Origin of the sequence: Klebsiella sp. ZJOU C1, from assembly GCF_035620215.1 — a bacterium.
GTDB lineage: Bacteria > Pseudomonadota > Gammaproteobacteria > Enterobacterales > Enterobacteriaceae > Klebsiella > Klebsiella variicola.
The window spans coordinates 3,485,152-3,508,712 of record NZ_CP141644.1 but is presented as its reverse complement, the minus strand read 5'-3'; the positions used below and the strand labels follow the sequence as shown (position 1 = coordinate 3,508,712).

The 23,561-nt window shown below is 56.3% G+C and carries 23 protein-coding genes and 2 pseudogenes; 13 read left to right on the top strand and 12 right to left on the bottom strand.

Annotated features, from left to right (window positions below; all coding sequences use genetic code 11):
* The first annotated feature begins 49 nt into the window (after positions 1 to 49).
* A complete protein-coding gene (locus SPE70_RS16845) occupies positions 50 to 289 on the top strand; it encodes a YecH family metal-binding protein (protein WP_064170583.1) in 240 nt (79 codons plus the stop codon).
* Positions 290 to 325: 36 nt separating this feature from the next.
* Here SPE70_RS16845 and ftnA read toward each other — a convergent pair whose 3' ends face one another.
* Both ftnA and SPE70_RS16835 read right to left on the bottom strand, forming a co-directional pair.
* Positions 326 to 823, bottom strand: coding sequence for a non-heme ferritin (gene ftnA / locus SPE70_RS16840; protein ID WP_049009895.1), 498 nt, complete (start codon positions 821 to 823; stop codon positions 326 to 328).
* A 57-nt stretch (positions 824 to 880) separates the two neighbouring features.
* Positions 881 to 991 (bottom strand): annotated as a pseudogene (locus SPE70_RS16835) (hypothetical protein); the annotation flags it as partial.
* A gap of 243 nt (positions 992 to 1,234) precedes the next feature.
* Between SPE70_RS16835 and SPE70_RS16830 the strand changes: the two are divergent.
* Positions 1,235 to 1,873, top strand: a complete 639-nt coding sequence (locus tag SPE70_RS16830) for an RpiB/LacA/LacB family sugar-phosphate isomerase (protein WP_012967669.1) — start codon at positions 1,235 to 1,237, stop codon at positions 1,871 to 1,873.
* Between the two features lie 36 nt (positions 1,874 to 1,909).
* On the opposite strand, the gene SPE70_RS16825 is transcribed toward SPE70_RS16830, so the two are convergent.
* Positions 1,910 to 3,331 (bottom strand): MFS transporter, encoded by a 1,422-nt coding sequence (locus SPE70_RS16825; protein WP_012541236.1) that lies wholly within the window; start codon positions 3,329 to 3,331, stop codon positions 1,910 to 1,912.
* A 150-nt stretch (positions 3,332 to 3,481) separates the two neighbouring features.
* On the opposite strand from SPE70_RS16825, the gene SPE70_RS16820 reads away from it, so the two are divergent.
* Positions 3,482 to 3,733 (top strand): DUF2766 family protein, encoded by a 252-nt coding sequence (locus tag SPE70_RS16820; protein WP_002911524.1) that lies wholly within the window; start codon positions 3,482 to 3,484, stop codon positions 3,731 to 3,733.
* 37 nt (positions 3,734 to 3,770) lie between these two features.
* On the opposite strand, the gene SPE70_RS16815 is transcribed toward SPE70_RS16820, so the two are convergent.
* The gene (locus tag SPE70_RS16815) at positions 3,771 to 5,282 is read right to left on the bottom strand and encodes an MFS transporter (RefSeq protein ID WP_012541237.1); all 1,512 of its coding nucleotides are present in this window, start codon (positions 5,280 to 5,282) and stop codon (positions 3,771 to 3,773) included.
* Between the two features lie 65 nt (positions 5,283 to 5,347).
* Between SPE70_RS16815 and SPE70_RS26445 the strand changes: the two are divergent.
* Positions 5,348 to 5,512, top strand: a pseudogene (locus SPE70_RS26445) (succinate dehydrogenase).
* A 64-nt stretch (positions 5,513 to 5,576) separates the two neighbouring features.
* On the opposite strand, the gene SPE70_RS16810 reads toward SPE70_RS26445, so the two are convergent.
* Entirely contained in the window at positions 5,577 to 6,086 is a 510-nt protein-coding gene (locus SPE70_RS16810) for a non-heme ferritin-like protein (protein WP_012541238.1), read from the bottom strand.
* An 889-nt stretch (positions 6,087 to 6,975) separates the two neighbouring features.
* Here SPE70_RS16810 and SPE70_RS16800 point away from each other — a divergent pair.
* The 5 genes from SPE70_RS16800 to otsA all read left to right on the top strand — a co-directional run bounded on the left by SPE70_RS16800 (position 6,976) and on the right by otsA (position 12,875).
* A complete protein-coding gene (locus SPE70_RS16800) occupies positions 6,976 to 7,956 on the top strand; it encodes an arabinose ABC transporter substrate-binding protein (protein WP_002911518.1) in 981 nt (326 codons plus the stop codon).
* A 60-nt stretch (positions 7,957 to 8,016) separates the two neighbouring features.
* The gene (gene araG / locus SPE70_RS16795) at positions 8,017 to 9,531 is read left to right on the top strand and encodes an L-arabinose ABC transporter ATP-binding protein AraG (RefSeq protein WP_008804232.1); all 1,515 of its coding nucleotides are present in this window, start codon (positions 8,017 to 8,019) and stop codon (positions 9,529 to 9,531) included.
* 14 nt (positions 9,532 to 9,545) lie between these two features.
* Complete coding sequence (gene araH / locus SPE70_RS16790) at positions 9,546 to 10,526, top strand: L-arabinose ABC transporter permease AraH (protein ID WP_004203438.1); 981 nt, start codon at positions 9,546 to 9,548, stop codon at positions 10,524 to 10,526.
* A gap of 161 nt (positions 10,527 to 10,687) precedes the next feature.
* The gene (gene otsB / locus SPE70_RS16785) at positions 10,688 to 11,476 is read left to right on the top strand and encodes a trehalose-phosphatase (RefSeq protein WP_008804233.1); all 789 of its coding nucleotides are present in this window, start codon (positions 10,688 to 10,690) and stop codon (positions 11,474 to 11,476) included.
* A complete protein-coding gene (gene otsA / locus SPE70_RS16780) occupies positions 11,451 to 12,875 on the top strand; it encodes an alpha,alpha-trehalose-phosphate synthase (RefSeq protein WP_012967674.1) in 1,425 nt (474 codons plus the stop codon). The genes otsB and otsA overlap by 26 nt, the downstream gene beginning before the upstream one ends.
* 23 nt (positions 12,876 to 12,898) lie before the next feature.
* Here the strand turns inward: otsA and uspC are convergent, their stop codons facing one another.
* Positions 12,899 to 13,327: a universal stress protein UspC gene (gene uspC / locus SPE70_RS16775; RefSeq protein WP_008804235.1), complete on the bottom strand. Its 429-nt coding sequence runs from the start codon at positions 13,325 to 13,327 to the stop codon at positions 12,899 to 12,901.
* A 352-nt stretch (positions 13,328 to 13,679) separates the two neighbouring features.
* Here uspC and SPE70_RS16770 point away from each other — a divergent pair, with 352 nt between their 5' ends.
* Both SPE70_RS16770 and SPE70_RS16765 read left to right on the top strand, forming a co-directional pair.
* Complete coding sequence (locus SPE70_RS16770; RefSeq protein WP_008804236.1) at positions 13,680 to 15,263, top strand: MFS transporter; 1,584 nt, start codon at positions 13,680 to 13,682, stop codon at positions 15,261 to 15,263.
* Between the two features lie 4 nt (positions 15,264 to 15,267).
* On the top strand, positions 15,268 to 16,407 hold the full coding sequence (locus tag SPE70_RS16765) for a beta-galactosidase BglB (RefSeq protein WP_032730728.1): 1,140 nt from the start codon (positions 15,268 to 15,270) through the stop codon (positions 16,405 to 16,407).
* Between the two features lie 60 nt (positions 16,408 to 16,467).
* Here the strand turns inward: SPE70_RS16765 and argS are convergent, their stop codons facing one another.
* Positions 16,468 to 18,201, bottom strand: a complete 1,734-nt coding sequence (gene argS, locus SPE70_RS16760; protein WP_012541245.1) for an arginine--tRNA ligase — start codon at positions 18,199 to 18,201, stop codon at positions 16,468 to 16,470.
* Positions 18,202 to 18,436: 235 nt separating this feature from the next.
* On the opposite strand from argS, the gene SPE70_RS16755 reads away from it, so the two are divergent.
* Positions 18,437 to 19,006, top strand: a complete 570-nt coding sequence (locus SPE70_RS16755; RefSeq protein ID WP_008804239.1) for a VOC family protein — start codon at positions 18,437 to 18,439, stop codon at positions 19,004 to 19,006.
* A 76-nt stretch (positions 19,007 to 19,082) separates the two neighbouring features.
* Positions 19,083 to 19,826, top strand: coding sequence for a copper homeostasis protein CutC (gene cutC / locus SPE70_RS16750; RefSeq protein WP_032730726.1), 744 nt, complete (start codon positions 19,083 to 19,085; stop codon positions 19,824 to 19,826).
* Between the two features lie 81 nt (positions 19,827 to 19,907).
* Here the strand turns inward: cutC and cmoB are convergent, their stop codons facing one another.
* Genes cmoB through SPE70_RS16725 form a run of 5 tightly spaced genes read right to left on the bottom strand, consistent with a single transcriptional unit; the run spans position 19,908 to position 23,521 of the window.
* A complete protein-coding gene (gene cmoB / locus SPE70_RS16745; RefSeq protein ID WP_008804241.1) occupies positions 19,908 to 20,912 on the bottom strand; it encodes a tRNA 5-methoxyuridine(34)/uridine 5-oxyacetic acid(34) synthase CmoB in 1,005 nt (334 codons plus the stop codon).
* A complete protein-coding gene (gene cmoA / locus SPE70_RS16740; protein WP_008804242.1) occupies positions 20,909 to 21,652 on the bottom strand; it encodes a carboxy-S-adenosyl-L-methionine synthase CmoA in 744 nt (247 codons plus the stop codon). Before cmoA ends, cmoB begins: the two co-directional genes overlap by 4 nt.
* A gap of 39 nt (positions 21,653 to 21,691) precedes the next feature.
* Positions 21,692 to 22,087, bottom strand: a complete 396-nt coding sequence (locus tag SPE70_RS16735; RefSeq protein ID WP_008804243.1) for an MAPEG family protein — start codon at positions 22,085 to 22,087, stop codon at positions 21,692 to 21,694.
* A 52-nt stretch (positions 22,088 to 22,139) separates the two neighbouring features.
* A complete protein-coding gene (locus tag SPE70_RS16730) occupies positions 22,140 to 22,958 on the bottom strand; it encodes a DUF72 domain-containing protein (RefSeq protein ID WP_008804244.1) in 819 nt (272 codons plus the stop codon).
* Positions 22,955 to 23,521 (bottom strand): hydrolase, encoded by a 567-nt coding sequence (locus SPE70_RS16725; RefSeq protein WP_008804245.1) that lies wholly within the window; start codon positions 23,519 to 23,521, stop codon positions 22,955 to 22,957. The genes SPE70_RS16730 and SPE70_RS16725 overlap by 4 nt, the downstream gene beginning before the upstream one ends.
* Positions 23,522 to 23,561: the final 40 nt, after the last annotated feature.

Here is a 23,561-nt window from a genome sequence, read left to right as displayed (position 1 = left end):
AGGCGCCGATGGCATGGCTGGCCTAAGCTGGTGGTTTTCAGGAGGGGTTATGTCTTCTATTCATGGTCATGAAGTTTTACAGATGATGCTCGCCTCGGGTGAGTCCTGGACGGTCGCCTCGCTGGAGGCCGCCATTCGCCGCCGCTTTGGCGAAGAGGCGCGGTTTCACACCTGTTCAGCAGAGAATCTAAGCGCCGCAGATCTGGTGGCGTTTTTAGAGAAAAAAGGCAAATTTATTGCCAGAGAGGAAGGTTTTACTACCGCAGAAAATAAGATTTGCCGGCATTAAAATGGCCGCGACACGGGGGTGTCGCGGCGCGGAAGATTAATTCTGTGTGTCGAGGGTCGCCAGTTCTTTATCGATAAAGTACAGACCTTCGCCACTTTTTCCAACGAGGGTCAGTTTATCAATCACCGATTTAAATAATTTCTCTTCTTCGTGCTGTTCAGAGACATACCACTGCAGGAAATTAAAGGTCGGGTAATCCTGACTGGTCATGGCGGCGTGCGCCAGTTCATTAATTTTTTGCGTGATCAGCTGCTCGTGCTCATAGGTCTGGCGGAACAGCTCGTCCAGTGTGGCATATTCGGCAAACGGGGAGGCGATCGCGTTGATGCGCGGCAGGCTGCCGGTATCGGTCAGGTAGTCGAACAGGCGCTGCATATGGGTCATCTCTTCCTGGGCATGGCGACGCAGGAAGGCCGCAGCCCCTTCAAAACTGTGGTAACTGCACCAGGCGCTCATCTGCTGATAAAGAAGAGAAGAATAAAGTTCAAGATTCATCTGTTCATTCAGTTTGTCGATCATTTCCGTTTTCAGCATTGTCGCGCTCCTGGAATTAAAAAATAGATGTTATCGGCTGCCACTATAATTTGTTATTTAATTATTTGCAAAAAGTAAATTTAAAAATGTTTTATTTAAAATGCTAATGGGAATAACACGCATTGGCAATTTAATAATAAATGAGAATGGTTTTAATTTATTATTAATTGTGGTGGAAAATGGTATGACCGGCCAACGGGCTGCGAGGTAGAGCGCGCGAGGTGAGGGGGGCATGCCTGGGGGCGGGGACCTGGCGACTGGACTGGCGGAGAGGGCGAAAGTGTGAAGCGCTGCGTAATTTTTAAAACAACTTTTCATAAAATTTGAAAGTTTGTTTTCCAGGTAGTAGAGTGCAGTCAACGCCAATGACATTCTGCGGGCAGGCCCGCACAGCATTCAGGAGAGTAAACCATGAAGATTGCACTGATGATGGAGAACAGCCAGGCGAACAAAAACGCCATCATCCTTAAGGAGCTTAGCGCCGTTGCTGACGAAAAAGGATTCCCGGTGTTCAACGTCGGCATGAGCGATGAGCACGATCATCATCTGACCTACATTCACCTCGGGATCATGGCCAGCATCCTGCTGAATTCGAAAGCGGTCGACTTCGTGGTCACCGGCTGCGGTACCGGTCAGGGGGCGCTGATGTCGCTGAATATTCACCCGGGCGTGGTCTGCGGCTACTGTATCGATCCGGCGGACGCGTTCCTGTTTGCTCAGATCAACAATGGTAATGCGCTGTCGCTGCCGTTTGCCAAAGGTTTCGGCTGGGGCGCGGAGCTGAATGTACGCTTTATCTTTGAAAAAGCGTTTACCGGCCGCAACGGCGAAGGCTATCCGCCGGAGCGCAAAGAGCCGCAGGTACGAAATGCCGGGATCCTCAACCAGGTTAAAGCGGCAGTGGTAAAAGAAAACTATCTCGACACCCTGCGCGCCATCGATCCGGAGCTGGTGAAAACCGCGGTATCCGGCCCACGCTTCCAGCAGTGCTTCTTCGAAAACTGTCAGGATAAAGCCATCGAAGCCTTCGTTCGCCAGATCGTCGGTTAACCGTCATCAGGGCCAGCGCCGCTGGCCCTTCCATCATTATTTCTTCTTCTCCGACACGCTGCTGCCGGCCGTTTTGGCCAGATGCAGGCTGTCGATCATCCCTACCAGACAGATCACCGCGATAAAGACAAACGACAGACGAAAGCTGATCCCCGGTAGCGTGGAAAGGTGCAGCCAGTCGCCGACCTGCTCGCCCAGGCGAATGCCAATCGCCCCGAGCGTGATCCCCAGCCCCACCGCCAGCTGCGACGCGGTACTGAACAGCGTATTGGCATCACTCATCTGCGCGGCGGGGACATCGGCAAAGGCCAGCGTGCTTACGCCCGTAAACTGGATCGAGCGAAATACCCCGCCGAGATAAAGGATTAACATGATGGCCCAGACCGGCGTCTGCGGCGTGAGCAGCGCACAGGCCAGCAGTGAACAGACGTTCAGTGCACCGTTGATCAACAGCAGTCGGCGAAAGCCCAGCCAGCGGATCAGCGGCGTGGTGGCGGGTTTGATGGTCAAATTGCCGACAAACACCGCCAGCACCAGCAGGCCGGAGTGGAAGGGATCCATGCCGAACCCTACCTGAAACAGCAGCGGCAGCAGAAAGGGGACCGCGCTGATGGAGGAGCGGAACAGCGAGCCGCCATACATCGTCACCCGGAACGTTGGCACCTGCAGGGCGTCGAGACGAACCATGGGCGCCGTCGCCCGGCGGAAGTGGCGTATAGCATATGTCAGACAGCCGAAGCCAAGCACGGCGAGAGCCAGCGTCGGCCAGATCTGCGGCTGGCGATCGCCGAGCCGTTCCATCGCGGTGACCAGACTGACCATCGCGACTGCGGTGGTGATAAAGCCGGTGAGATCGAAGGAGCGCCGTTCCGTTTCGCGAATATCAGGGATAATGCGCAGCGCAAGGATGATGGCTGCGAGGCCCAGCGGGACATTGATAAAGAAGATCCAGTGCCAGCTGGCGTAGCGGGTGATAAAGCCGCCCAAAGGCGGGCCGATAATGGGGGCCACCAGCGCCGGCCAGGTGAGGGTAGCGATGGCTTTGATCAGCAGATGTTTCGGCGTGGTTCGCAGTACCGCCAGGCGACCGACAGGGACCATCAGCGCGCCTCCGATCCCCTGCAGGATACGCATGGCGACAAAAGTATGCACCTCGGTGGAGAGGCCGCAGAAGACCGAGGCAAGGGTAAAGATCGCCAGGGCGAGGGTAAAAATAGCGCGGGCGCCGAAGCGATCGGCGATCCAACCGCTGGCCGGGATCAGTACCGCTAGGGTGATCAGATAGGCGCTGATGCCGATATTCAGCTCGACCGCGGTGACGCCAAAATCTTTCGCCATATCGGGCAGCGCGGTGGCGATCACCGTCCCGTCGAGAAACTCCATAAAAAAAGCACCGGCCACCAGCAGCGCAGGCGCTGAAAAAGCACGTTCGTCTCTGGAAGAGATCGCGGTATTCATGTTGTCACTGCCATCAAGAATGTGAGCCTGAGCAAAGCGGCAGGAGAAGTTCCGCCAGCCAGTAGGGTAGATAAAAAAACCTGCGACGGCAGGTTTTTTTATCTGTGAAAATTTAGGGTACTATTACGCTCCTGAAAAAAGGAGTAATTAATGTCTCAACATCTTACCGAACACGATGAGCTGGTTTCCGATGTGGTTGCTTGCCAGCTGGTTATCAAACAGATCCTCGATGTCATTGACGTCATTGCGCCCGTGGAAGTGCGTGAAAAAATGACTACTCAGCTGAAAGCTATCGACTTCGCCAGCCATCCGGCCTCTGCCGATCCGGTGACCCTTCGCGCGGTGCAAAAAGCGATCGCATTGATTGAGCTGAAGTTTACCCCGCAGGAAGAGACGCATTAATAACAGGCCTCGCCGTTTACCGGCGGGGCCTTCTTCTTTAATGGGAAACGACGGTCTGCGCAGGCGCAGGGGCAGCATCTTTGAACAATTTGCTGTTGCCCCAACACTCTTCGTAGCGATGACCGACCAGATCCTCCACGATAACTCGTACATCCGGCGCGATATCGCTGATTTTTCCGCCCGCTTTGATCCGCGCGACTTCCTGCAGCACCACCAGATGAGCTTTACGATCCAGCTTCATCTGCTTGCTGAAGACGATGGCGGCCAACGCTAACGCGATCACCCCGACGCAGAATACCACCGCGATAGCGGTCACCGCGCTTTCCGGTTGGCTGTGCGCTTTTGACTGGAAACCGTAGAAGCTCAGGATCGCCCCCATCGAGAACACCACAATCGAGCGCAGAATTTTCCCTGAGAAGGTCATGGCGCCGGCATAGATCCCTTCCCGACGGCGTCCGGTGTAGATCTCATCGACATCGGCCAGGAAGGTGTAAACGGTCCAGGGAATGTAGTAAACCCCGCCGGTACCCAGGCCGAACAGTACGGTAATGCCGAACATCAGCACCGTCGCCAGGCCTGACGGCAGATGGAAGAACCACAGCGAGGTATACAGCAGGACCGCGAAAATCACGATCCCCAGCGCCAGAATATAGGGTTTACTGAAGCCTTTTTTTACGCACAGGCCGATAAACAGCGCTGTAGAGATCAGTTGCAGAATCGAGTTCAGGCTATTCAGTCCGGCGACCATCGCCGGGTCGTGCTGAAGAACGAATATCACGAAATAGGTAAAGATGGAGGCAAACAGCCATTCAGCGCCAAACCCGCACAGGTACATACCAAGATGTTTGCGGAATACGCGCAGATAAAAGGTGGAACGCATGTCTTTTGCCAGCGACAGCAGGGTGCTCAGCAGCCCTTTCCTGGCGCTGGTTTCTATCTCTTCCTCGCGCTTTCGTTCCCAGCTGCAAAGCCACAGGCAGGAAATCGCGACGATGAGGATAACGCCGTAGGTCAGACCGGTGAGGAAGAAAGGGGTGGCAGAATCTTTGCCATACAGCAGAATGAACTGTCCGGGAATAAACGCCGCAAGGAAGTTGGCTAGCTTGCCGAAAATGGCTTTATAGCCGGTCAGTTTTGAGCGCAGCGAGAAATCATCGGTCATCTCTGTCGCCAGCGTTTCATAAGGCACCATGATAGAGGTGTAGATGATCTCAAACACCACATAGGTGCAGAGGTAGTACCAGAAACTCAGGCCTTCCACCCACAGCAGCGGGTAGAACATCATCAAGGGGATGCCGATCAGCAGAAAGAAACGCCGGCGGCCAAAGCGCTTGCCTAAGCGCGTTTTGCCAAAGTTATCGGTGAGATAGCCCATCAGCGGGTTGCTGATAGCATCGATGATGCTGGCGACGGAGAAGATAAATGAGGCCTCGATCAGCGTCAGGCCGCAAAAAGTCGTATAAAAATAGAGCAGCCAGGCGCCGCTTATCGCCAGCGCGCCACTCCCCAACAGATTACCACCGCCGTAAGCTAACTGATGGCGTAACAAGATCGGTCTTCCCTGCAGCCCTTCAGGGGCTGAAGCCGTGTATCTAGCCATAAAAAATAAACCTCGTGTTTTATATTTTTGAAACACTGTTTTTATATTTCTTTGTGGCTTGATAAAAAGTGACCGCGCTCACTAATCCCTGAGAAGGGGTAACGGTGACGAGGGAATGCGATCGCGTTAAAACTTTTTTATTCTATTGGGGAATAAATGAGGTGGAAAAATTGACATAACTGATTTAAAGCGAGAGACGGGGCAGCGTGGGCACGCTCCCCCTGACAGAGCGAAAATGGCTGACTAATGCGGCTTCCGTGGTTCTCCGACCAATGCCATCAGACGCCGATCGGTCTGCTCCATTCCGAGACCAGCTTTATCGGCATTGCGGATTTCCTCAAGCACGCTTTGCAACAGCAGACCATCCTGTTGCTGCTCTTCCGCCAGCAGCGTCAGAAATCGCCAGGTGTTGTCGTCGCTTTGTGCCCTGGCTTCTTCGGCAAGACCGCTCAGCATACTGCTTCGCTGTTGGTAATCGTTCAGGGTTTGGGTAAACAGATCTTCCAGCGAGGTGCATTCGGGATTACAGGCGCGGTCGGGATTCACTATCGGCCAGCTGCCGGCTTTTTTCAGATAGTCAAATACGCGCATGGTGAGGGTAATGCTGCTTTGCGCGCGGGTGCGCAAAAATGTCGCGGCGCCGTCGAAGCGATGCCGGGCACACCACTCGCTTAAGTTCAGGTAAACGTTAGAGGCGTGAAACTCAAGATTCATCTGGGTGTTTAGCTTTTGTGCCATTCCTGGAACTGCCATAAAAAAATATCCTTATTAACCGGGAAGGGGTTACTGATGCGTGTCGACAGATCCTGCGGATAACCACAAGATAAAATAGTGACACGCGGCACTGTTGCAGAATAATAAAACTCTACACATTCCGTATGAGTCGGGTATTTTTTCCATTTGCCGACGATTTAAGAATACTCGCTCAACGGAATTAAGAAAACTCTCAATCGCGGTAATTTACGTTTTGTTACACCATTATTTTTAGAGGGTATCTGGACTGAAATCATGTGCCGTTGGCCGGGGCTTGCTGGCATCGCGTTAGTGATAAGTTATAGGTATTTGACTACGAAATTTGTCGTAGAACAGAGCGGAATAAGTTATTTCAAGCGTAATGTTTCTGGCTAATGATCATTATTTTTATTTTTTGTTGCAGGCTTTTATTTGAAGCGGAATATTTTTTCAATTCGGTATTAATTACGGAAAAGATCCGTTTTTTCGCGATATTAAGCGGTCCCGGTCGCCCGGCGATACGGGGCTGTTGTCACTTAAGAGGCACAGAGGCGAACGCCCTTTACGAGGCCGGCAATCGCCGGGGATAACAGCGCTGTAACCCTCTGTTAAACATCCTCTGACATCACAAGGATAAGTCTGCTGGTGGTATAGATGATCCTGCTATAGCCCGGTAAAATTGTATGACAATTGTGTCATTTTTTATGTCATTTTTTGCTAAATGTATGCACGCAATTACTGTAATTCCGCGATGTGATAATGCTCTCGTATGGAGAAATAATTTCCGGGTATTACTACTCTAACAACGGCAGTGGGGAATGCGATTTTTCTAATGCCTTGTTTTGATGCCGATAAAATTGTTAATTCCGATTTTTCCCTACATGAAAGCGAATTAAAGCTGGAGTTTACCATGCACAAATTTACTAAAGCGCTGGCGGCCATTGGTCTCGCTGCGGTTATGTCACAATCAGCTATGGCGGAAAATTTGAAACTGGGTTTTCTGGTGAAGCAGCCGGAAGAGCCATGGTTCCAGACTGAGTGGAAATTTGCTGATAAAGCAGGAAAAGATTTAGGGTTTGACGTCATTAAAATTGCGGTTCCGGATGGTGAGAAAACCCTCAACGCAATCGACAGCCTGGCAGCCAGCGGCGCGAAGGGCTTTGTCATCTGTACCCCCGATCCCAAGCTCGGGTCGGCGATTGTCGCCAAAGCGCGCGGCTATGACATGAAGGTCATTACCGTCGATGACCAGTTCGTCAATGCGAAAGGCAAACCGATGGAGAGCGTACCGCTGGTGATGATGGCGGCCAGCGAAATCGGCGCCCGCCAGGGGCAGGAACTCTATAAAGAGATGCAAAAACGCGGCTGGGATGTTAAAGACACCGCGGTGATGGCTATCACCGCCGATGAGCTGGACACCGCCCGTCGTCGCACCACCGGCTCCATCGATGCCCTGAAGGCAGCCGGCTTCCCGGACGCGCAAATCTACCGCGTGCCGACAAAATCTAACGATATCCCGGGGGCGTTTGACGCCGGTAACTCCATGCTGGTCCAGCACCCGCAGGTGAAACACTGGCTGATCGTGGGGATGAACGACAACACCGTGCTCGGCGGCGTGCGTGCCACTGAAGGCCAGGGCTTTAAAGCACCGGATGTGATTGGCATCGGCATCAACGGTGTGGATGCGGTCAACGAACTGTCGAAGGCGCAACCGACCGGCTTCTATGGTTCCCTGCTGCCAAGCCCGGATATTCATGGCTATAAAACCAGCGAAATGCTCTACAACTGGGTCACTAAGGGCGTTGAGCCGCCGAAGTTCACGGCGGTGACCGATGTGGTGCTGATTACCCGCGATAACTTCAAAGAAGAGCTGGCGAAAAAAGGGCTGTAACAGCCCGGTTGAACTGGCCCCCGCCGCGGCGGGGGCTGAGTGCTGAAGAGCGGAGTCGTTATGCAACAGTCTACCCCTTATCTCTCATTTCGCGGCATCACCATGACGTTCCCTGGCGTAAAGGCTTTGTCCGATATCAGTTTTGACTGCTACCCCGGACAGATCCACGCGCTGATGGGTGAAAATGGCGCAGGCAAATCGACGCTGCTGAAAATTCTCAGCGGCAACTATATTCCGACCGCTGGCCACCTGCAGATCGGCGGCCAGCAGATGGCGTTCAGCAATACCATGGAGGCGCTGAACGCCGGCGTGGCGATTATCTACCAGGAGCTGCATCTGATCCCGGAGATGACCGTCGCCGAAAATATCTATCTTGGCCAGCTACCGCACAGAGGCGGTATCGTCAACCGATCGTTGCTCAACTATGAGGCCCGCCTGCAGCTGGAACATCTGGGGCTGGATATCGATCCGGAGACGCCGCTGAAGTATCTCTCTATAGGCCAGTGGCAGATGGTGGAGATTGCCAAAGCGCTGGCGCGCAATGCCAAGATCATCGCTTTCGATGAACCGACCAGTTCGCTCTCCGCTCGGGAGATCGACAATCTGTTTCGCGTTATCCGCGAACTGCGGGAGGAGGGGCGAGTCATCATCTATGTTTCGCACCGGATGGAAGAAATTTTTGCCCTCAGCGATGCCATCACCGTCTTTAAGGATGGCCGCTATGTCTGCACTTTTGACGATATGCCGAGCGTCAGTCATGACGCCCTGGTTCAGGCGATGGTGGGGCGCAATCTGGGCGATATATACGGCTGGAAACCTCGCCCCTATGGCGAAGAGCGGCTGCGTCTGGAGGAGGTCAAAGCACCGGGCGTGCGTACGCCGGTCAGCCTCTCGGTACGCAGTGGCGAAATCGTCGGCCTGTTCGGGCTGGTGGGCGCCGGTCGCAGCGAACTGATGAAAGGCTTATTTGGCGGCACCCGGATCACCGACGGTCAGGTGTATATCGATGGCCAGCCCGTGGACATTCGTAAACCGGCCCAGGCCATCCAGGCCGGGATGATGCTGTGCCCGGAAGATCGCAAAGCAGAGGGGATTATTCCGGTTCACTCCGTACGCGACAATATCAATATCAGCGCCCGGCGCAAGCATATTCACGCTGGCTGCCTGATCAACAACGCCTGGGAGGCAGACAATGCCGATCAGCATATCCAGTCGCTGAACATTAAAACGCCTGGCCCGGAACAGCTGATCATGAACCTGTCGGGCGGCAACCAGCAGAAAGCAATCCTTGGCCGCTGGCTGTCGGAAGAGATGAAGGTGATCCTGCTCGATGAGCCCACCCGCGGCATCGACGTCGGCGCCAAACATGAAATTTACAACGTGATATATGGCCTCGCCGCCTCAGGTGTTGCCGTGGTGTTTGCCTCCAGCGACCTGCCGGAAGTGCTGGGCGTCGCTGACCGCATCGTGGTGATGCGCGAAGGGCAAATCGCCGGCGAACTGCTGCATGAAGAAGCCAATGAACAGCAGGCGTTAAGCCTTGCGATGCCAAAAGTGAGTCAGGCTGTCGCCTGAGTAAGGAGTAAATGATGTCATCTGTGACTACGTCTGGCGCTACCCGCTCTGCCTTTAGCTTTGCCCGCATTTGGGATCAGTTTGGCATGCTGGTGGTGTTTGCTGTGCTGTTTATCGGCTGCGTAATTTTTGTGCCCAACTTTGCCTCATTCGTCAATATGAAGGGGCTGGGGCTGGCGATCTCGATGTCCGGAATGGTGGCCTGCGGCATGCTCTTCTGCCTGGCCTCCGGCGATTTTGACCTGTCGGTGGCGTCGGTTATCGCCTGTGCCGGGGTCACTACCGCAGTGGTGATTAACCTGAGCGAAAGCCTGTGGCTGGGGATTGCCGCCGGCCTGCTGCTGGGCGCGGTCAGTGGCCTGGTCAACGGCTTTGTCATTGCGCGCCTGAAGATTAACGCCCTGATCACCACCCTCGCGACGATGCAAATCGTCCGGGGCCTGGCCTACATTATCTCCGACGGGAAAGCGGTGGGGATCGAAGATGAGCGCTTCTTCACTCTCGGCTACGCCAACTGGTTTGGTCTGCCGGCGCCAATCTGGCTGACGGTCGCCTGCCTGGTGGTTTTCGGATTATTACTAAACAAAACCACCTTTGGCCGTAATACGCTGGCTATTGGCGGCAATGAAGAGGCGGCGCGTCTGGCCGGGGTCCCGGTGGTGCGCACCAAGATTATTATCTTTGTGCTCTCCGGTCTGGTATCGGCCGCCGCGGGGATCATTCTGGCGTCGCGGATGACCAGCGGCCAGCCGATGACCTCGATTGGCTATGAGCTGATTGTTATTTCAGCCTGCGTGCTGGGCGGGGTATCGCTGAAGGGCGGGATCGGCAAGATCTCCTACGTGGTCGCCGGGATCCTGATCCTCGGGACCGTGGAGAACGCGATGAACCTGCTGAACATCTCGCCTTTCTCACAATACGTCGTGCGCGGTGTGATCCTGCTGGCGGCGGTGATTTTTGACCGCTACAAACAAAAAGCCAAACGCGCGGCCTGATTTCAGGCATAACTTTTAAGTCTACAGAGTAATTACCGCCAGCGCCCGTTTCGCTGGCGGTAACTATCAAAAATGGCGAGGTTGGTCACACTGTCTATACTTACATGGCTAACATATAATTAACAACCAGCTTCGGCTGGCCATGATAAGGAGGAAACAGGGTGGATAACCAGATATCTGTACCGCCTGCGCTAACCGGAAACTACGCTTTTTTCTTTGACCTCGACGGTACTCTTGCCGATATCCAACCGCACCCCGATCAGGTGGTGATACCCGACAACACGTTGCAGGCGCTCAACGCGCTGGCCCAGCAGCAGGGTGGGGCGGTGGCATTGATTTCAGGGCGCTCAATGGCTGAACTTGACGCGCTAACCCATCCCTGGCGGCTACCGCTGGCCGGCGTTCACGGGGCAGAACGCCGTGATATCAATGGTAAAACCTATATCGTTTCTCTGCCGTCGGCGCTGCGCGATGAAATCGCGACTGAGCTGACCTCGGCGCTGCAGGGGCTCCCCGGCTGCGAGCTGGAGAGTAAAGAGATGGCCTTCGCGCTGCACTACCGCCAGGCTCCGCAGCAGCAGAGCGCAGTACTGGAGCTGGCTCAGCGCATCGTTCAGCGCTACCCGCTGCTGGCATTGCAGCTGGGTAAATGCGTGGTGGAGATTAAACCCCGCGGAGTGAACAAAGGGGAGGCGATCAGCGCCTTCATGCAGGAGGCGCCGTTTGCCGGCCGCGAACCGGTTTTTGTCGGCGATGATTTGACCGATGAGGCGGGATTTAGCGTGGTTAATCAACTGCAGGGAATGTCGGTAAAAGTCGGCGCCGGGGAAACGCAGGCGCACTGGCGGTTGGCGGATGCCGCCGCTGTAAGGACGTGGTTGCAACATCTGGCGTATGACGCGCAAACCGAAAGGAGGGATGACCATGAGTCGTTTAGTCGTAGTCTCTAACCGTATCGCCTTACCGGACGATAAAAAATCGAGCGCTGGCGGTCTGGCCGTCGGCATCCTGGGGGCACTGAAAGCGGCGGGGGGTCTGTGGTTTGGCTGGAGCGGCGAAATTGGCGATGACCAGCAGCCGCTGAAGCAGGTCTCCCGCGGAAATATCTCCTGGGCGTCGTTCAACCTGAATGAACGGGACCATGATGAATATTACAACCAGTTTTCCAACGCCGTGCTGTGGCCGGCCTTCCACTATCGTCTTGACCTGGTCAGCTTCCAGCGCGAAGCCTGGGAGGGATATCTGCGGGTCAACGCGATGCTGGCGGACAAGCTTCTGCCGCTGATCGAGCCAGACGATACGCTGTGGATCCATGATTACCATCTGCTGCCGTTCGCCAGTGAACTGCGTAAGCGCGGAGTGAACAACCGGATCGGCTTCTTTTTGCATATTCCATTCCCGACGCCGGAGATTTTTAACGCGCTACCGCCGCATGCCGAGCTGCTGGAGCAACTGTGCGATTACGATCTGCTGGGCTTCCAGACCGAAAGCGACAGAACCGCCTTTCTTGACAGCATTGCCATGCAGACCCGACTCTCCGATCTCGGGGACAAACGCTATCAGGCATGGGGTAAGGCGTTCAGTACCGAGGTTTATCCGATTGGGATCGATCCGGACGAAATTACGCGCAACGCCAAAGGCCCGCTGCCGCCGAAGCTGGCTCAGCTGAAGAATGAGCTGAAAAATGTGAAGAATATTTTCTCCGTGGAGCGGCTTGACTACTCGAAAGGGTTGCCGGAGCGATTCCTCGCCTATGAGACGCTGCTTGAGAAGTACCCTCAACATCATGGCAAGATCCGTTATACCCAGATCGCGCCCACTTCCCGTGGCGATGTACAGGCCTATCAGGATATTCGTCACCAGCTGGAAACTGCAGCCGGACGCATCAATGGCCAGTTTGGCCAGCTTGGCTGGACCCCGCTCTACTACCTGAACCAGCATTTTGACCGTAAGCTGCTGATGAAGGTCTTCCGCTACTCTGACGTCGGGCTGGTGACGCCGCTGCGTGATGGCATGAACCTGGTGGCGAAAGAATACGTCGCAGCGCAGGATCCGGATAACCCCGGGGTGCTGGTCCTGTCGCAGTTTGCCGGGGCGGCGCAGGAGCTGACCAGCGCGCTGATCGTCAACCCTTACGATCGCGATGAGGTTGCCACCGCGCTGGATCGTGCTCTCAGCATGCCGCTGCCGGAACGTATCGCCCGTCATTCCGCGATGCTGGACGTGATCAGAGAGAATGATATTCATAACTGGCAGGCGCGTTTTGTCGACGATCTGCAGCATATTTCGCCGCGCAGCGAGGAGAGCCGCCTGCGGGGGAAGATAGCCACCTTCCCTAAACTGGCCTAGTTCAGGAAAAGGGCTAAGCGGCGTTAGCCCTTTTCAAGGGAAACCAGCAGAACATCGACGCCGCTACTGCCGACGATATTTTTCGCCGAGCAGGTGGCGCGCGAGAAAAGCGAGTGGTTGTGATTGCCGCAGATCACCAGATCAACCTTGTGCGACTGGCAAAAGTCTTTGACATGGTGACCCAGTTCGCCGCAGGCGATGGTCATTTTTTCTATCGGGTAGTCCGCCTGACGAGCCAGCTCATTGAGAAACTCCCGCGTTTCTTCCTGCATCAGCTCACGCAGATTTTCCATCATCGGTGCGGCGAACTGGTTATACATCTCCGGATCCGTGGCGAAGGTGATAAAGCTCACTTTCGCGTTAACGGGGCGGGCAATCGACACCGCTTTTTTAATTAATATCTGACTCTCCGGTGTTGGCGCGACGGCAACCAGCAGATGTGAATAAGGCATCTGGCCTCCTTGAGATACGCGGAATAACCCTTTCTTTCCTTCTTTACTCCTGTTTCCCCAGCGGCGCAAGGGCTGCTCCCGTGATTTGCGACGCTCTTCGCCAGTCCGTGTTTTCCCCACAAGATCACATAAATGAACCTGCCTTTTTATTTAAAAGAAATGCTGTTTTATAAATGAGTGAAGTAGAGACATCGTCTCTTTGTCATTTTGCCACCGGCAGTTGTTCCGTGGCAAAAACACAAAGGTAACGTCGTTTCACTGCTTTTAGTGTAGCCAGGTACCCACTCCCTTCCGGTGGCAAATCCGGAACGATTGTCGGCGTTCTTTTAATAAAAGACACAGGATCACGGCGATGAAAACACGAAAAATTGGACTGGCTAACTACCTGGCCTACGGCGCGGGCGATTTTCTCGGCGCCGGCACGACAGCGCTAACTGCCGCATGGCTACTCTACTTTTACACGACCTTCTGCGGACTGACCCCGATTGAGGCCACGCTTATTTTTGCTGCTGCCCGCGTGCTGGATGCGGTGGTGAGCCCGCTGATGGGCTTTCTCACCGATAACTTCGGCACCACCTGGCTCGGAAAGCGCTTCGGCCGCAGAAAATTCTTTATTCTGCTCGGCATTCCGTGCGTATTCAGCTATTCAGCGATGTGGGTCGGCGAGATGGGCTTCTGGTACTACCTCGTCACCTATCTGCTGTTTGATATGGTTTACACCATGATTCTGGTGCCCTACGAAACGCTGGTGCCAGAGATGACTGATGACTTTAAACAGAAAACCAAATTTTCTGGCGCGCGCATCTCGATGGCGCAAATGTCGGCGATTTTAGCCTCCTTTCTGCCGGGGATCCTCCTCACCTGGCTCGGGAAAGACAATGCCAGCTCATTCTTTTATGCCAGTCTGGTGTTCTCGGTCCTGTGCGCGGTGATGCTGACCTTCGTCTGGTGCTTCACGTGGGAACGGCCGCGTGAGGCGTGGTCAGAGGCGGCGCTGCGGGCGGAAGCGGAAAAACAAAACTTAACCCTCGCTCAGAGCCTCAATCGCCTGGTGATTGAGCTAAGCTCCACGCTGCGGATAAAAATTTTCCGCCAGCACCTCGGCATGTATCTGGGGGGCTATATCGCCCAGGACGTCTTCAATGCCGTGTTTACCTATTACGTGGTTTTTGTCCTGATGCAGGAAGCCTCTGTCGCCTCGAATCTGCTCGGGACGATGGCCATCTTCCAGTTTATTGCGGTGATCGCCATGATCCCGTTGTGCATTCGCTTTGGTCCCGCGCCGTCCTACCGCATGGTGGTGGTCCTGTTTGGCCTGAGCTCGCTCTCGTATGCGCTGCTCTATTACGCCGGACTGAGCGACGTCTATTCCTTACTGCTGCTCATCTCTGCTGTCGCCGGACTGGGACGCGGCGGGATTAACTACGTACCGTGGAATACCTATACCTATATTGCCGACGTCGACGAGGCGATCACCGGCCAGCGCCGCGAAGGAATTTTTGCCGGCATCATGACGCTGACCCGCAAAGCCTCGCAGGCGGGGGCGGTCATGCTGGTGGGTATCATCATGCAGCTGTCGGGGTTTGTCTCCGGGCAAAAAATACAACCGCCAGGCGTGAGCCATACCATTTTACTGATCCTCAGCGTCGGCACCCTGGTGGTGTTAGCCTGCGGCTTCCTCGTCTCGCTACGCTTCAAGCTCAACCTGCACACCCACAGCATCCTGCGCAGTGAAACCCTCAGAATGCGCGATCTCGGCAGTGCCCAGCCGGAACAGACCATTGCGGAACACCGCGCGGTGGTCGAAATGCTGGCGGGGATGCCTTACGACTGCCTGTGGGGCAATAACAATATTGGCTATCTGAATCGTCATAAACCTGCTGCCCCGGGGCTCACCCAGGGCGGCGCTTTAAATTCGACATACACCCGAGGTTAATAACATGAAAGTTTGGCCGGTCAAACATAGCCCATTACTGTGTCAGCCTGAGCGTTTTATCGCCCGCAGCGAACTGCAGGCACTGATCCGCAACGTGACGCAAAACCTGGTGAACATTAAGGATGAGAGCGGGCAATTTTTACTGCGCCTCGATGACGGGCGCGTGATCGATACCAAAGGCTGGGCCGGCTGGGAGTGGACCCACGGGGTTGGGCTGTACGGCATCTATCAGTATTATCAGCAAACCGGCGATATCGAGATGCGCGATATCATCGACCGCTGGTTTGCCGACCGCTTCGCCGAGGGGGCAACGACCAAAAACGTCAATACGATGGCCCCGTTCCTGACCCTGGCATACCGCTTTGAAGAGACCGGCCGGATGGCGTATCTGCCGTGGCTGGAGAGCTGGGCGGAGTGGGCGATGCATGAGATGCCGCGCACCGAGCAGGGCGGCATGCAGCACATGACCCTGGCGGAGGAGAACCATCAGCAAATGTGGGATGACACGCTGATGATGACCGTGCTGCCGTTAGCCAAAATTGGCAAGCTGCTTCACCGCCCACAGTATGTGGAGGAGGCGACCTACCAGTTCCTGCTCCATGTGCAGAACCTGATGGACCGGGAGACCGGGCTGTGGTTTCACGGCTGGAACTATGAGGGACGGCACAACTTTGCCCGGGCGCGCTGGGCGCGGGGCAACAGCTGGCTCACCATGGTGATCCCGGATTTTCTGGAGCTGGTGGATCTCCCCGAGGGGAACGCGGTACGGCGTTATCTGATGACGGTACTCGACGCACAGATTGCCGCCTTAGCAAAATGCCAGGACGACAGCGGCCTGTGGCATACCCTGCTGGACGATCCGCACTCTTATCTTGAGGCCTCCGCGACCGCCGGCTTTGCTTACGGCATTCTCAAAGCGGTGCGCAAGCGTTACGTCGGGCAGCACTATGCCGGGGTGGCTGAAAAAGCGATTCGCGGGATTGTGCAGAATATTTCGCCGCAGGGGGAGCTGCTGCAGACCTCGTTTGGCACCGGAATGGGGGCAGACCTTGATTTTTATCGCCAGATCCCGCTTACCTCGATGCCCTATGGCCAGGCGATGGCGATCCTTTGTCTGACGGAGTATCTGCGCAAGTATTTCTGAGCAGGGGCCCCGCTGACGGGGCGCCGAATAAAACTAACCCGGCTTTCGCCGGGTTGTTTGTTACATACGCTCTACGGTTTCGATACCCAGGGTATCGAGACCCAGCTTGAGGGTTTTCGCCGTCAGCAGCGCCAGCTTCAGGCGGCTGTTGCGGGTCTCTTCGCTTTCCGCGCTGAGGATCGGGCAATGCTCGTAGAAGCCGGAGAATAGCCCCGCCAGATCGTACAGGTAGGCGCACATCACGTGCGGCGTCCCTTCGCGAGCGACCACGGAGAGGGTCTCTTCAAACTGCAACAGGCGCGCGGCCAGCTGGGCTTCGCGATCTTCGGCGATGACCACCGGCGCGTCGTTCATCGCGTTTTCGTCGATGCCGGCTTTGCGGAAGACGGAGAGCACGCGGGTATAGGCATACTGCATATACGGCGCGGTGTTGCCTTCGAACGCCAGCATATTATCCCAGTCAAAAACGTAATCGGTGGTGCGGTTTTTCGACAGATCGGCATATTTCACCGCGCCGATACCGACCACTTTCGCCAGATTTTCCAGCTCGTCAGCCGACATGTCCGGGTTTTTCTCCGCTACCAGGCGACGGGCGCGCTCCAGCGCTTCGTCCAGCAGATCGGCCAGCTTCACGGTACCGCCGGCGCGGGTTTTAAACGGCTTGCCGTCTTTCCCCAGCATCATACCGAACATATGGTGCTCCAGCGGCACAGAGTCCGGCACGTAGCCTGCTTTACGCACGATGGTCCACGCCTGCATCAGGTGCTGGTGCTGACGAGAGTCGATGTAATAGAGCACGCGGTCGGCGTGCAGCGTTTCATAGCGATACTTCGCGCAGGCGATATCGGTGGTGGTGTAAAGGTAGCCTCCATCCTTTTTCTGGATGATGACGCCCATCGGTTCGCCTTCCTTGTTTTTATACTCATCAAGGAACACCACGGTGGCGCCTTCGCTCTCAACCGCCAGCCCTTTGGCTTTCAGATCGGCGACGATCCCCGGCAGCATCGGGTTGTACAGGCTCTCACCCATTACGTCATCGCGGGTCAGCGTCACATTCAGGCGATCGTAGGTGATCTGGTTTTGCGACATGGTGATGTCGACCAGCTTACGCCACATCTGCAGGAAGTACTGATCGCCGCCCTGCAGTTTAACCACGTAGCTACGTGCGCGCTCGGCGAAGGCTTCGTCTTCGTCGTAGTGCTTTTTCGCTTCGCGATAGAAACCTTCGAGGTCGGCCAGGGCCATCTCACCGGCGTTTTCCTGCTGCTGTTTTTCCAGATACGCGATCAGCATACCGAACTGAGTGCCCCAGTCGCCGACGTGGTTGGCGCGGATCACCTTATGACCCAGGAACTCCAGGGTACGGACTGAAGCATCGCCAATGATGGTCGAACGCAGATGGCCAACGTGCATCTCTTTCGCTACGTTGGGTGCCGAGTAGTCGACGACGATAGTCTGCGCCTGCGGTTTCGTGACGCCCAGGCGCTCAGACTGCAGCGCGCGGTTGACGTTGTCCGCCAGAAAAGCAGGATCGAGGAAAATATTGATAAAGCCCGGCCCGGCGATTTCAACCTTGTTGGCAATGCCGTTGAGGTCAAGATGAGACAGTACCTGCTCTGCAAGTTGTCGCGGCGCCATGCCCAGTTTTTTGGCGACAGCCATCACGCCGTTGGCCTGATAGTCACCGAACTGAACTTTTGCTGACTGGCGGACCTGAGGTTCGCAATCGGCAGGCGCGCCTGCCGCGATCAGGGCCTGGCTGACTTTTTCTGAGAGAAGAGCCTGAATATTCACCGGAATACCTTACGTGTAATGCGCCTGCCCCCGAGGGAGGCAGCGCCATAATGTGGACAAATTAGGGCGGGAGTATACTGCATTTGTCCCCGTCCGTCAGCATTGCGCGCGGCGCGGCGGCGTGCGCAATCCATCGCCGTTCAGTTGCCCATCAGCAGGGCGGCGGTTGGTCCGCAGACCGAAACACGGTAAATTACCTTTTCATTACTGACGAGCATCATTGACGAGCAAACCCATGGCAAACTGGCAGCAAATTGAACAACTGGCCGATATTACGGCGGATCTCCCGCGATTTTCCGATGCGCTTCAGCGCTTCACTGCGCGACTGGGACTGGAGATCGCCGGGCTCGACGCCGACCATATCTCCCTGCGCTGTCATCAGAATACCACTGCGGAACGCTGGCGCCGCGGTCTGGAACAGTGCGGAACCCTGCTGTCGGAGAATATGATTAACGGCCGGCCCATTTGCCTGTTCAAGCTGGCGGAGCCGGTCTGCGTGGCGCACTGGCGCTTCCATATCATTGAGCTGCCGTGGCCGGGTGAAAAGCGTTATCCCCATGAAGGCTGGGAGCATATTGAAATTGTCCTGCCTGGCGATCCGGCAACCTTAAATGCCCGCGCGCTGGCGCTGCTGGCCGATGATGGACTCAGCCAGCCGGGGATCGTCGTCAAAACCAGCTCGCCGAAAGGGCAGCATGAGCGTCTGCCGAATCCCACCCTGGCGGTGACCGACGGCAGCGTGACGGTGAAATTTCATCCGTGGTCGATTGAACAAATCGTCGCCAGCGAGCAAGCCGATACGTAACAGTGTGAAGCCGCGCGGCGTCTGCCGCGTGAAATCATGACATGCTGCAAAGGTTGTCTGGATCAGGGAGAGAGGAATGGCGGTACTGGAAGTGTGTTGCTACAGCATGGCGTGCGCTCGGGAGGCTGAGCGCTGCGGCGCCGATCGTATTGAACTCTGCGCCGCGCCGCAGGAAGGGGGATTAACACCCTCTTATGGGGTGCTGGTCTCGGTCCGCGAGGCGATTACCCTCCCGGTGCATCCGATCGTTCGCCCGCGCGGCGGCGATTTCTGCTACACCGAAGAGGAGTTCGCCGCGATGCTTAGCGATATCCGCATGGTGCGGGAGCTCGGCTTTCCCGGGGTGGTGACCGGCGTACTGAATGCCGATGGCCAGGTCGATATCCCGCGGATGAAAAAAATAATGGCCGCGGCCGGGCCGCTGGCGGTGACCTTTCATCGCGCGTTCGATCTGTGTGCCGACCCGCGTCAGGCCTGGAAGACGCTGGGTGAGCTGGGGGTTAAACGTATCCTGACTTCCGGTCAGCAATCCTCGGCGGAGAAAGGTATTTCATTAATTACGGAACTTATTGCCGCAGGGGATACTCCAATCATTATGGCCGGTGCGGGAGTGCGCGCCGCGAACCTGCCGCTGTTGCTGCAGGCGGCGGTGAAAGAGGTTCATAGCTCTGCAGGCCAGTGGTTGCCATCGGAGATGCGCTTTCGTCATCCAGGCGTTTCGATGTCAGCCGATCCCGATGCGGACGAATACAGGCGCTACGCCGTCAATGGCGAAGCGGTGGCGGAGATGAAAGGGATTATCTCCGCCTGGAGAAGTTAAACGGTTTTTTGCTGCACATCATGTCGCCCAATATGATGATTGCCCGTACCAGGCCCCTGCCCATTAAACAGGGGCCTTTTTTTATCTCGCTTTTTTTGCCAGCGACTGCTGCGTTTCCGGTTTGGTGGCGATAATCACCGCGCGCAGCGGAGCCGGATACCCCTCCACGGTTTTGCGCTGATCCTGCGGGTCGAGGAAATCGGCCAGCGATTCACTGGTCATCCATTCGGTGCGCCGCTGCTCATCGGTCGAGGTGACGCAGGCATCGACGATGCGCACATCGATAAACCCGCACTTCTCCAGCCACATTTTCAGGGCCGCCGCCGAGGGAATAAAATAGACGTTGCGCATCTGCGCATAGCGGTCGCCCGGAACCAGCACCGTATTTTCATCCCCTTCGACCACCAGCGTCTCCAGCACCAGCTCGCCTCCCGGCGCCAGCTGATCTTTCAGCTGCCACAGATGGTCCAGCGGCGAGCGGCGGTGGTAGAGCACGCCCATCGAGAACACGGTGTCGAAGGCCTCCAGCGCCGGCAGCTGCTCGATGCCCAGCGGCAGGAGATGCGCCCGCTGGTCGTTGCCGAGCAGCTTACGCACCGCTTCAAACTGGCACAGGAACAGCTGGGTGGGATCGATGCCGACCGCCAGATGCGCGCCGGCGCCGATCATTCGCCACATGTGATAGCCGCTGCCGCAGCCCACGTCGAGGATAGTCCGCCCGGTAAGATCGGACAGGTGCGGCAGGACGCGCTCCCATTTCCAGTCGGAACGCCATTCGGTATCGATATTAATGCCGTACAGCGAATAAGGCCCTTTGCGCCACGGCATCAGGTTTTTAAGCAGGTTTTCTACCCGCAGCTGATGGCCTTCGCTGAGCGGCGTTTCGCTCTCGGCGGTGACGCTGTGCAGGAGATCCAGACGCCACGGCGTTAATTCCGGAAGAAACTCAACGGCGCGCTCCCATTCGCGAAACTTGCCGTGCAGGGCCTCGCGCTGCCAGGCGGCTACCTGAGCTGGCAAGGTTTCCAGCCAGTGAGACAGCGGGCTTTTGGCGATCAGCTGATAGAAATTACTGAAGTCGATCATGCCTGCTCCCCGGATTTTACTGCCACCAGCGAGCCAAAGTTAAAGCACTGGAACCACAGTTCGGCATGTTCAAACCCAGCCTGACGCAGGCGGGCTTTATGGGTTTCCACGGAGTCCGTCAGCATCACATTTTCCAGCATGCTGCGTTTCTGGCTGATCTCCAGCTCGCTGTAGCCGTTCGCGCGTTTAAAATCATGATGCATATTGAACAGCAGCTCGCCGACGTGGGCGTCTTCGAAGCTGAATTTCTCCGAGAGCACCAGCGCGCCGCCCGGATTAAGCCCCTGATAGACTTTATTGAGGATCGCCTGGCGATCGCCCGGCTCAAGGAACTGAATGGTAAAGTTCAGGATCACCAGCGAGGCGTTTTCAATGGCCACATCGCGGATATCCCCTTCAATGACCTCGACCGGCGTCGGCGCTTTATAGGCGTCAATATGGCGACGGCAGCGCTCTACCATCGCGGGAGAGTTGTCGATGGCGATAATGCGACAGCCCGGATGACTAATATTGCGGCGCACAGAGAGGGTGGCGGCGCCCAGCGAACAGCCAAGATCGTAAACCTGGGTGTTGGGCTGAACGAAGCGCTCGGCCAGCATGCCGATCATCGAGATGATATTGGAATAGCCGGGCACTGAGCGCTGGATCATATCCGGGAAGACTTCAGCAACCCGTTCATCAAAGGTCCAGTCGCCGAGGCTGGCAATCGGCGCGGAAAAAAGCGTATCGCGGTGAGACATAACGTTAAACCCGAAAAAACGAAAACGGCGTATTGTGCGCTAACGGAGGGAGAAAACCAACTCCCAGGGCATATACCAGAGGTTGGCCAGCACCATCAGCAACAAGGCGCACCAGGTGGCGCTCATGCCGGAGCGGCGCCAGTGGTAGACGCGGTGATGAAAACCCCAGGAGTGCATCAGTCGCCCGACAATCAATAAAATGCCGCAAACGTGCACCATCCAGGTCTGGGCGCCGTTCATCTCCATAAATAACAGCAAAATGAGGCCAATCGGCACATATTCGACGGCATTACCGTGAACGCGGATGGCGACCTGTAGCTCGCTAAAGCCGCCGTCACCGTAGCCTACATGGTATTGGGTGCGTAACCGCACCACGTCGAACGAGAACTTCACTAACAATAACGCACCTAAAACGGCATACAGCGCGCTGACCATACGAAAACTCCCTTTAACTCTGGCAGATGGCTCCGATTATGATAGCAGGATATCAGAAAAGGGAGGATTGCTGCGGAATCGACGGCGCATTTCCTGCCGCCGGCAGGGCGGTGCGCAGATCGCTCCACAGCGTATCGACCAGCGTCGGCGCGTAAGCAATGTCTGGGGTATGCAGGAACAGCCACGGGGTGCCAGACTGATGCCACTTCGGCAGGGTCTGCAGCCAGACGCGAAACAGTTCCCGGTTGTGGGCCATGTCGTCACCGCCGATAAAGCGTACCATCGGCTGCCGGGCGGTCATCACCGCATGTACCGGCACTTTGGGTTTCTTTTTCTGCGCGTCGATCATCGCCGGACTGGTGGCCGCAGCGCTGTGGACCGGGCGGCTATCGAGGATCACGCGGTTAACGTTGCGCTCGTGCAGCCCGCGGTTGAGCTGCTGTTCCGCTTCGCCTTTGGCGAAGAACTCGGGGTGACGAACCTCGACGCCGTAGGTGAAATCCTTCGGCAGCCCGTCGAGAAAATGCCATAGCGCGGGGAGATCGCGAGGACCGAAGGTCGCCGGCAGCTGCAGCCAGTACTGGCCGATGCGCGAGGCCAGCGGCGCCAGGCGGTCAAAAAATTCACTGCTTAAATCGTCGCAATGACGCAGGGCGGCCTGGTGCGAGATGGTGGCCGGGAATTTAAAGCAGAAGCGGAAGTCATCATGGGTTTGTTCATACCAGCGGGTGACTATCTCCGGCTTCGGCAGCGCATACAGGGTAGTGTTGCCCTCCACGCAGTTAAAGTGGCGGGCGTACTCTTCAAGGCTGGTGATGCCAAGGCGCACCCATTTCGGGTGCGACCACTGGGGAAGCCCAATATAAATCATAGCGCGGCGAGGATCTCCTCGGTGCTGCGCACCCGACCGATGCGCGGGAAAATATGCGTCATGCTGCCCTGATGCTGCTCGGCGGAGGCGGCGCTGCAGGCATCTTCGGCGATGACCAGGTTAAAACCCAGCTCCCAGGCGTTGCGGGCGGTGGATTCGACGCCGATGTTGGTGGAGATACCGCAGAGAATAATGGTGTCGATACCGCGGCGGCGCAGCTGAAGCTCAAGGTCGGTGCCATAGAACGCGCCCCACTGGCGTTTGGTCACTTCGATATCGCTCTCCTGCTTACCGAGCGTGGCCGGGTAGGTCCACCAGTTTTCAGGCAGCGTATGCGCCCCGGCCTGAGCGTCGACAGGCTGTTTCAGCGCTTCGGCGAAATCGGCCGACCAGCCGACGCGGACCATGATGACCGGTGAACCCTGTTGTCGACACTTGTCTGCCAGGCGAGCGGCGCGCGCCACCACCTCGTCAGCCCGATGTGGTCCGCCGGCGAAAGGCAGAATGCCTTCCTGCAGATCGATCACCACCAGCGCCGTTTTTTTTGCATTGAGTTCTAACATGGTATCCCCGTATCTTCTTCTGTTGTCAGGCGGCTACAAT

Bases quoted from the DNA above. Each gene is read 5' to 3' on its own strand.
- araH (WP_004203438.1), top strand. From the start codon at position 9,546: ATGTCATCTGTGACTACGTCTGGCGCTACCCGCTCTGCCTTTAGCTTT.
- SPE70_RS16845 (WP_064170583.1), top strand. From the start codon at position 50: ATGTCTTCTATTCATGGTCATGAAGTTTTACAGATGATGCTCGCCTCG.
- ftnA (WP_049009895.1), bottom strand. From the start codon at position 823: ATGCTGAAAACGGAAATGATCGACAAACTGAATGAACAGATGAATCTT.
- uspC (WP_008804235.1), bottom strand. From the start codon at position 13,327: ATGCCTTATTCACATCTGCTGGTTGCCGTCGCGCCAACACCGGAGAGT.
- SPE70_RS16800 (WP_002911518.1), top strand. From the start codon at position 6,976: ATGCACAAATTTACTAAAGCGCTGGCGGCCATTGGTCTCGCTGCGGTT.
- SPE70_RS16755 (WP_008804239.1), top strand. From the start codon at position 18,437: ATGGCAAACTGGCAGCAAATTGAACAACTGGCCGATATTACGGCGGAT.
- SPE70_RS16730 (WP_008804244.1), bottom strand. From the start codon at position 22,958: ATGATTTATATTGGGCTTCCCCAGTGGTCGCACCCGAAATGGGTGCGC.
- SPE70_RS16830 (WP_012967669.1), top strand. From the start codon at position 1,235: ATGAAGATTGCACTGATGATGGAGAACAGCCAGGCGAACAAAAACGCC.
- cutC (WP_032730726.1), top strand. From the start codon at position 19,083: ATGGCGGTACTGGAAGTGTGTTGCTACAGCATGGCGTGCGCTCGGGAG.
- SPE70_RS16820 (WP_002911524.1), top strand. From the start codon at position 3,482: ATGTCTCAACATCTTACCGAACACGATGAGCTGGTTTCCGATGTGGTT.
- SPE70_RS16765 (WP_032730728.1), top strand. From the start codon at position 15,268: ATGAAAGTTTGGCCGGTCAAACATAGCCCATTACTGTGTCAGCCTGAG.
- cmoB (WP_008804241.1), bottom strand. From the start codon at position 20,912: ATGATCGACTTCAGTAATTTCTATCAGCTGATCGCCAAAAGCCCGCTG.
- SPE70_RS16810 (WP_012541238.1), bottom strand. From the start codon at position 6,086: ATGGCAGTTCCAGGAATGGCACAAAAGCTAAACACCCAGATGAATCTT.
- SPE70_RS16725 (WP_008804245.1), bottom strand. From the start codon at position 23,521: ATGTTAGAACTCAATGCAAAAAAAACGGCGCTGGTGGTGATCGATCTG.
- otsA (WP_012967674.1), top strand. From the start codon at position 11,451: ATGAGTCGTTTAGTCGTAGTCTCTAACCGTATCGCCTTACCGGACGAT.
- araG (WP_008804232.1), top strand. From the start codon at position 8,017: ATGCAACAGTCTACCCCTTATCTCTCATTTCGCGGCATCACCATGACG.
- SPE70_RS16770 (WP_008804236.1), top strand. From the start codon at position 13,680: ATGAAAACACGAAAAATTGGACTGGCTAACTACCTGGCCTACGGCGCG.
- SPE70_RS16825 (WP_012541236.1), bottom strand. From the start codon at position 3,331: ATGAATACCGCGATCTCTTCCAGAGACGAACGTGCTTTTTCAGCGCCT.
- SPE70_RS16735 (WP_008804243.1), bottom strand. From the start codon at position 22,087: ATGGTCAGCGCGCTGTATGCCGTTTTAGGTGCGTTATTGTTAGTGAAG.
- cmoA (WP_008804242.1), bottom strand. From the start codon at position 21,652: ATGTCTCACCGCGATACGCTTTTTTCCGCGCCGATTGCCAGCCTCGGC.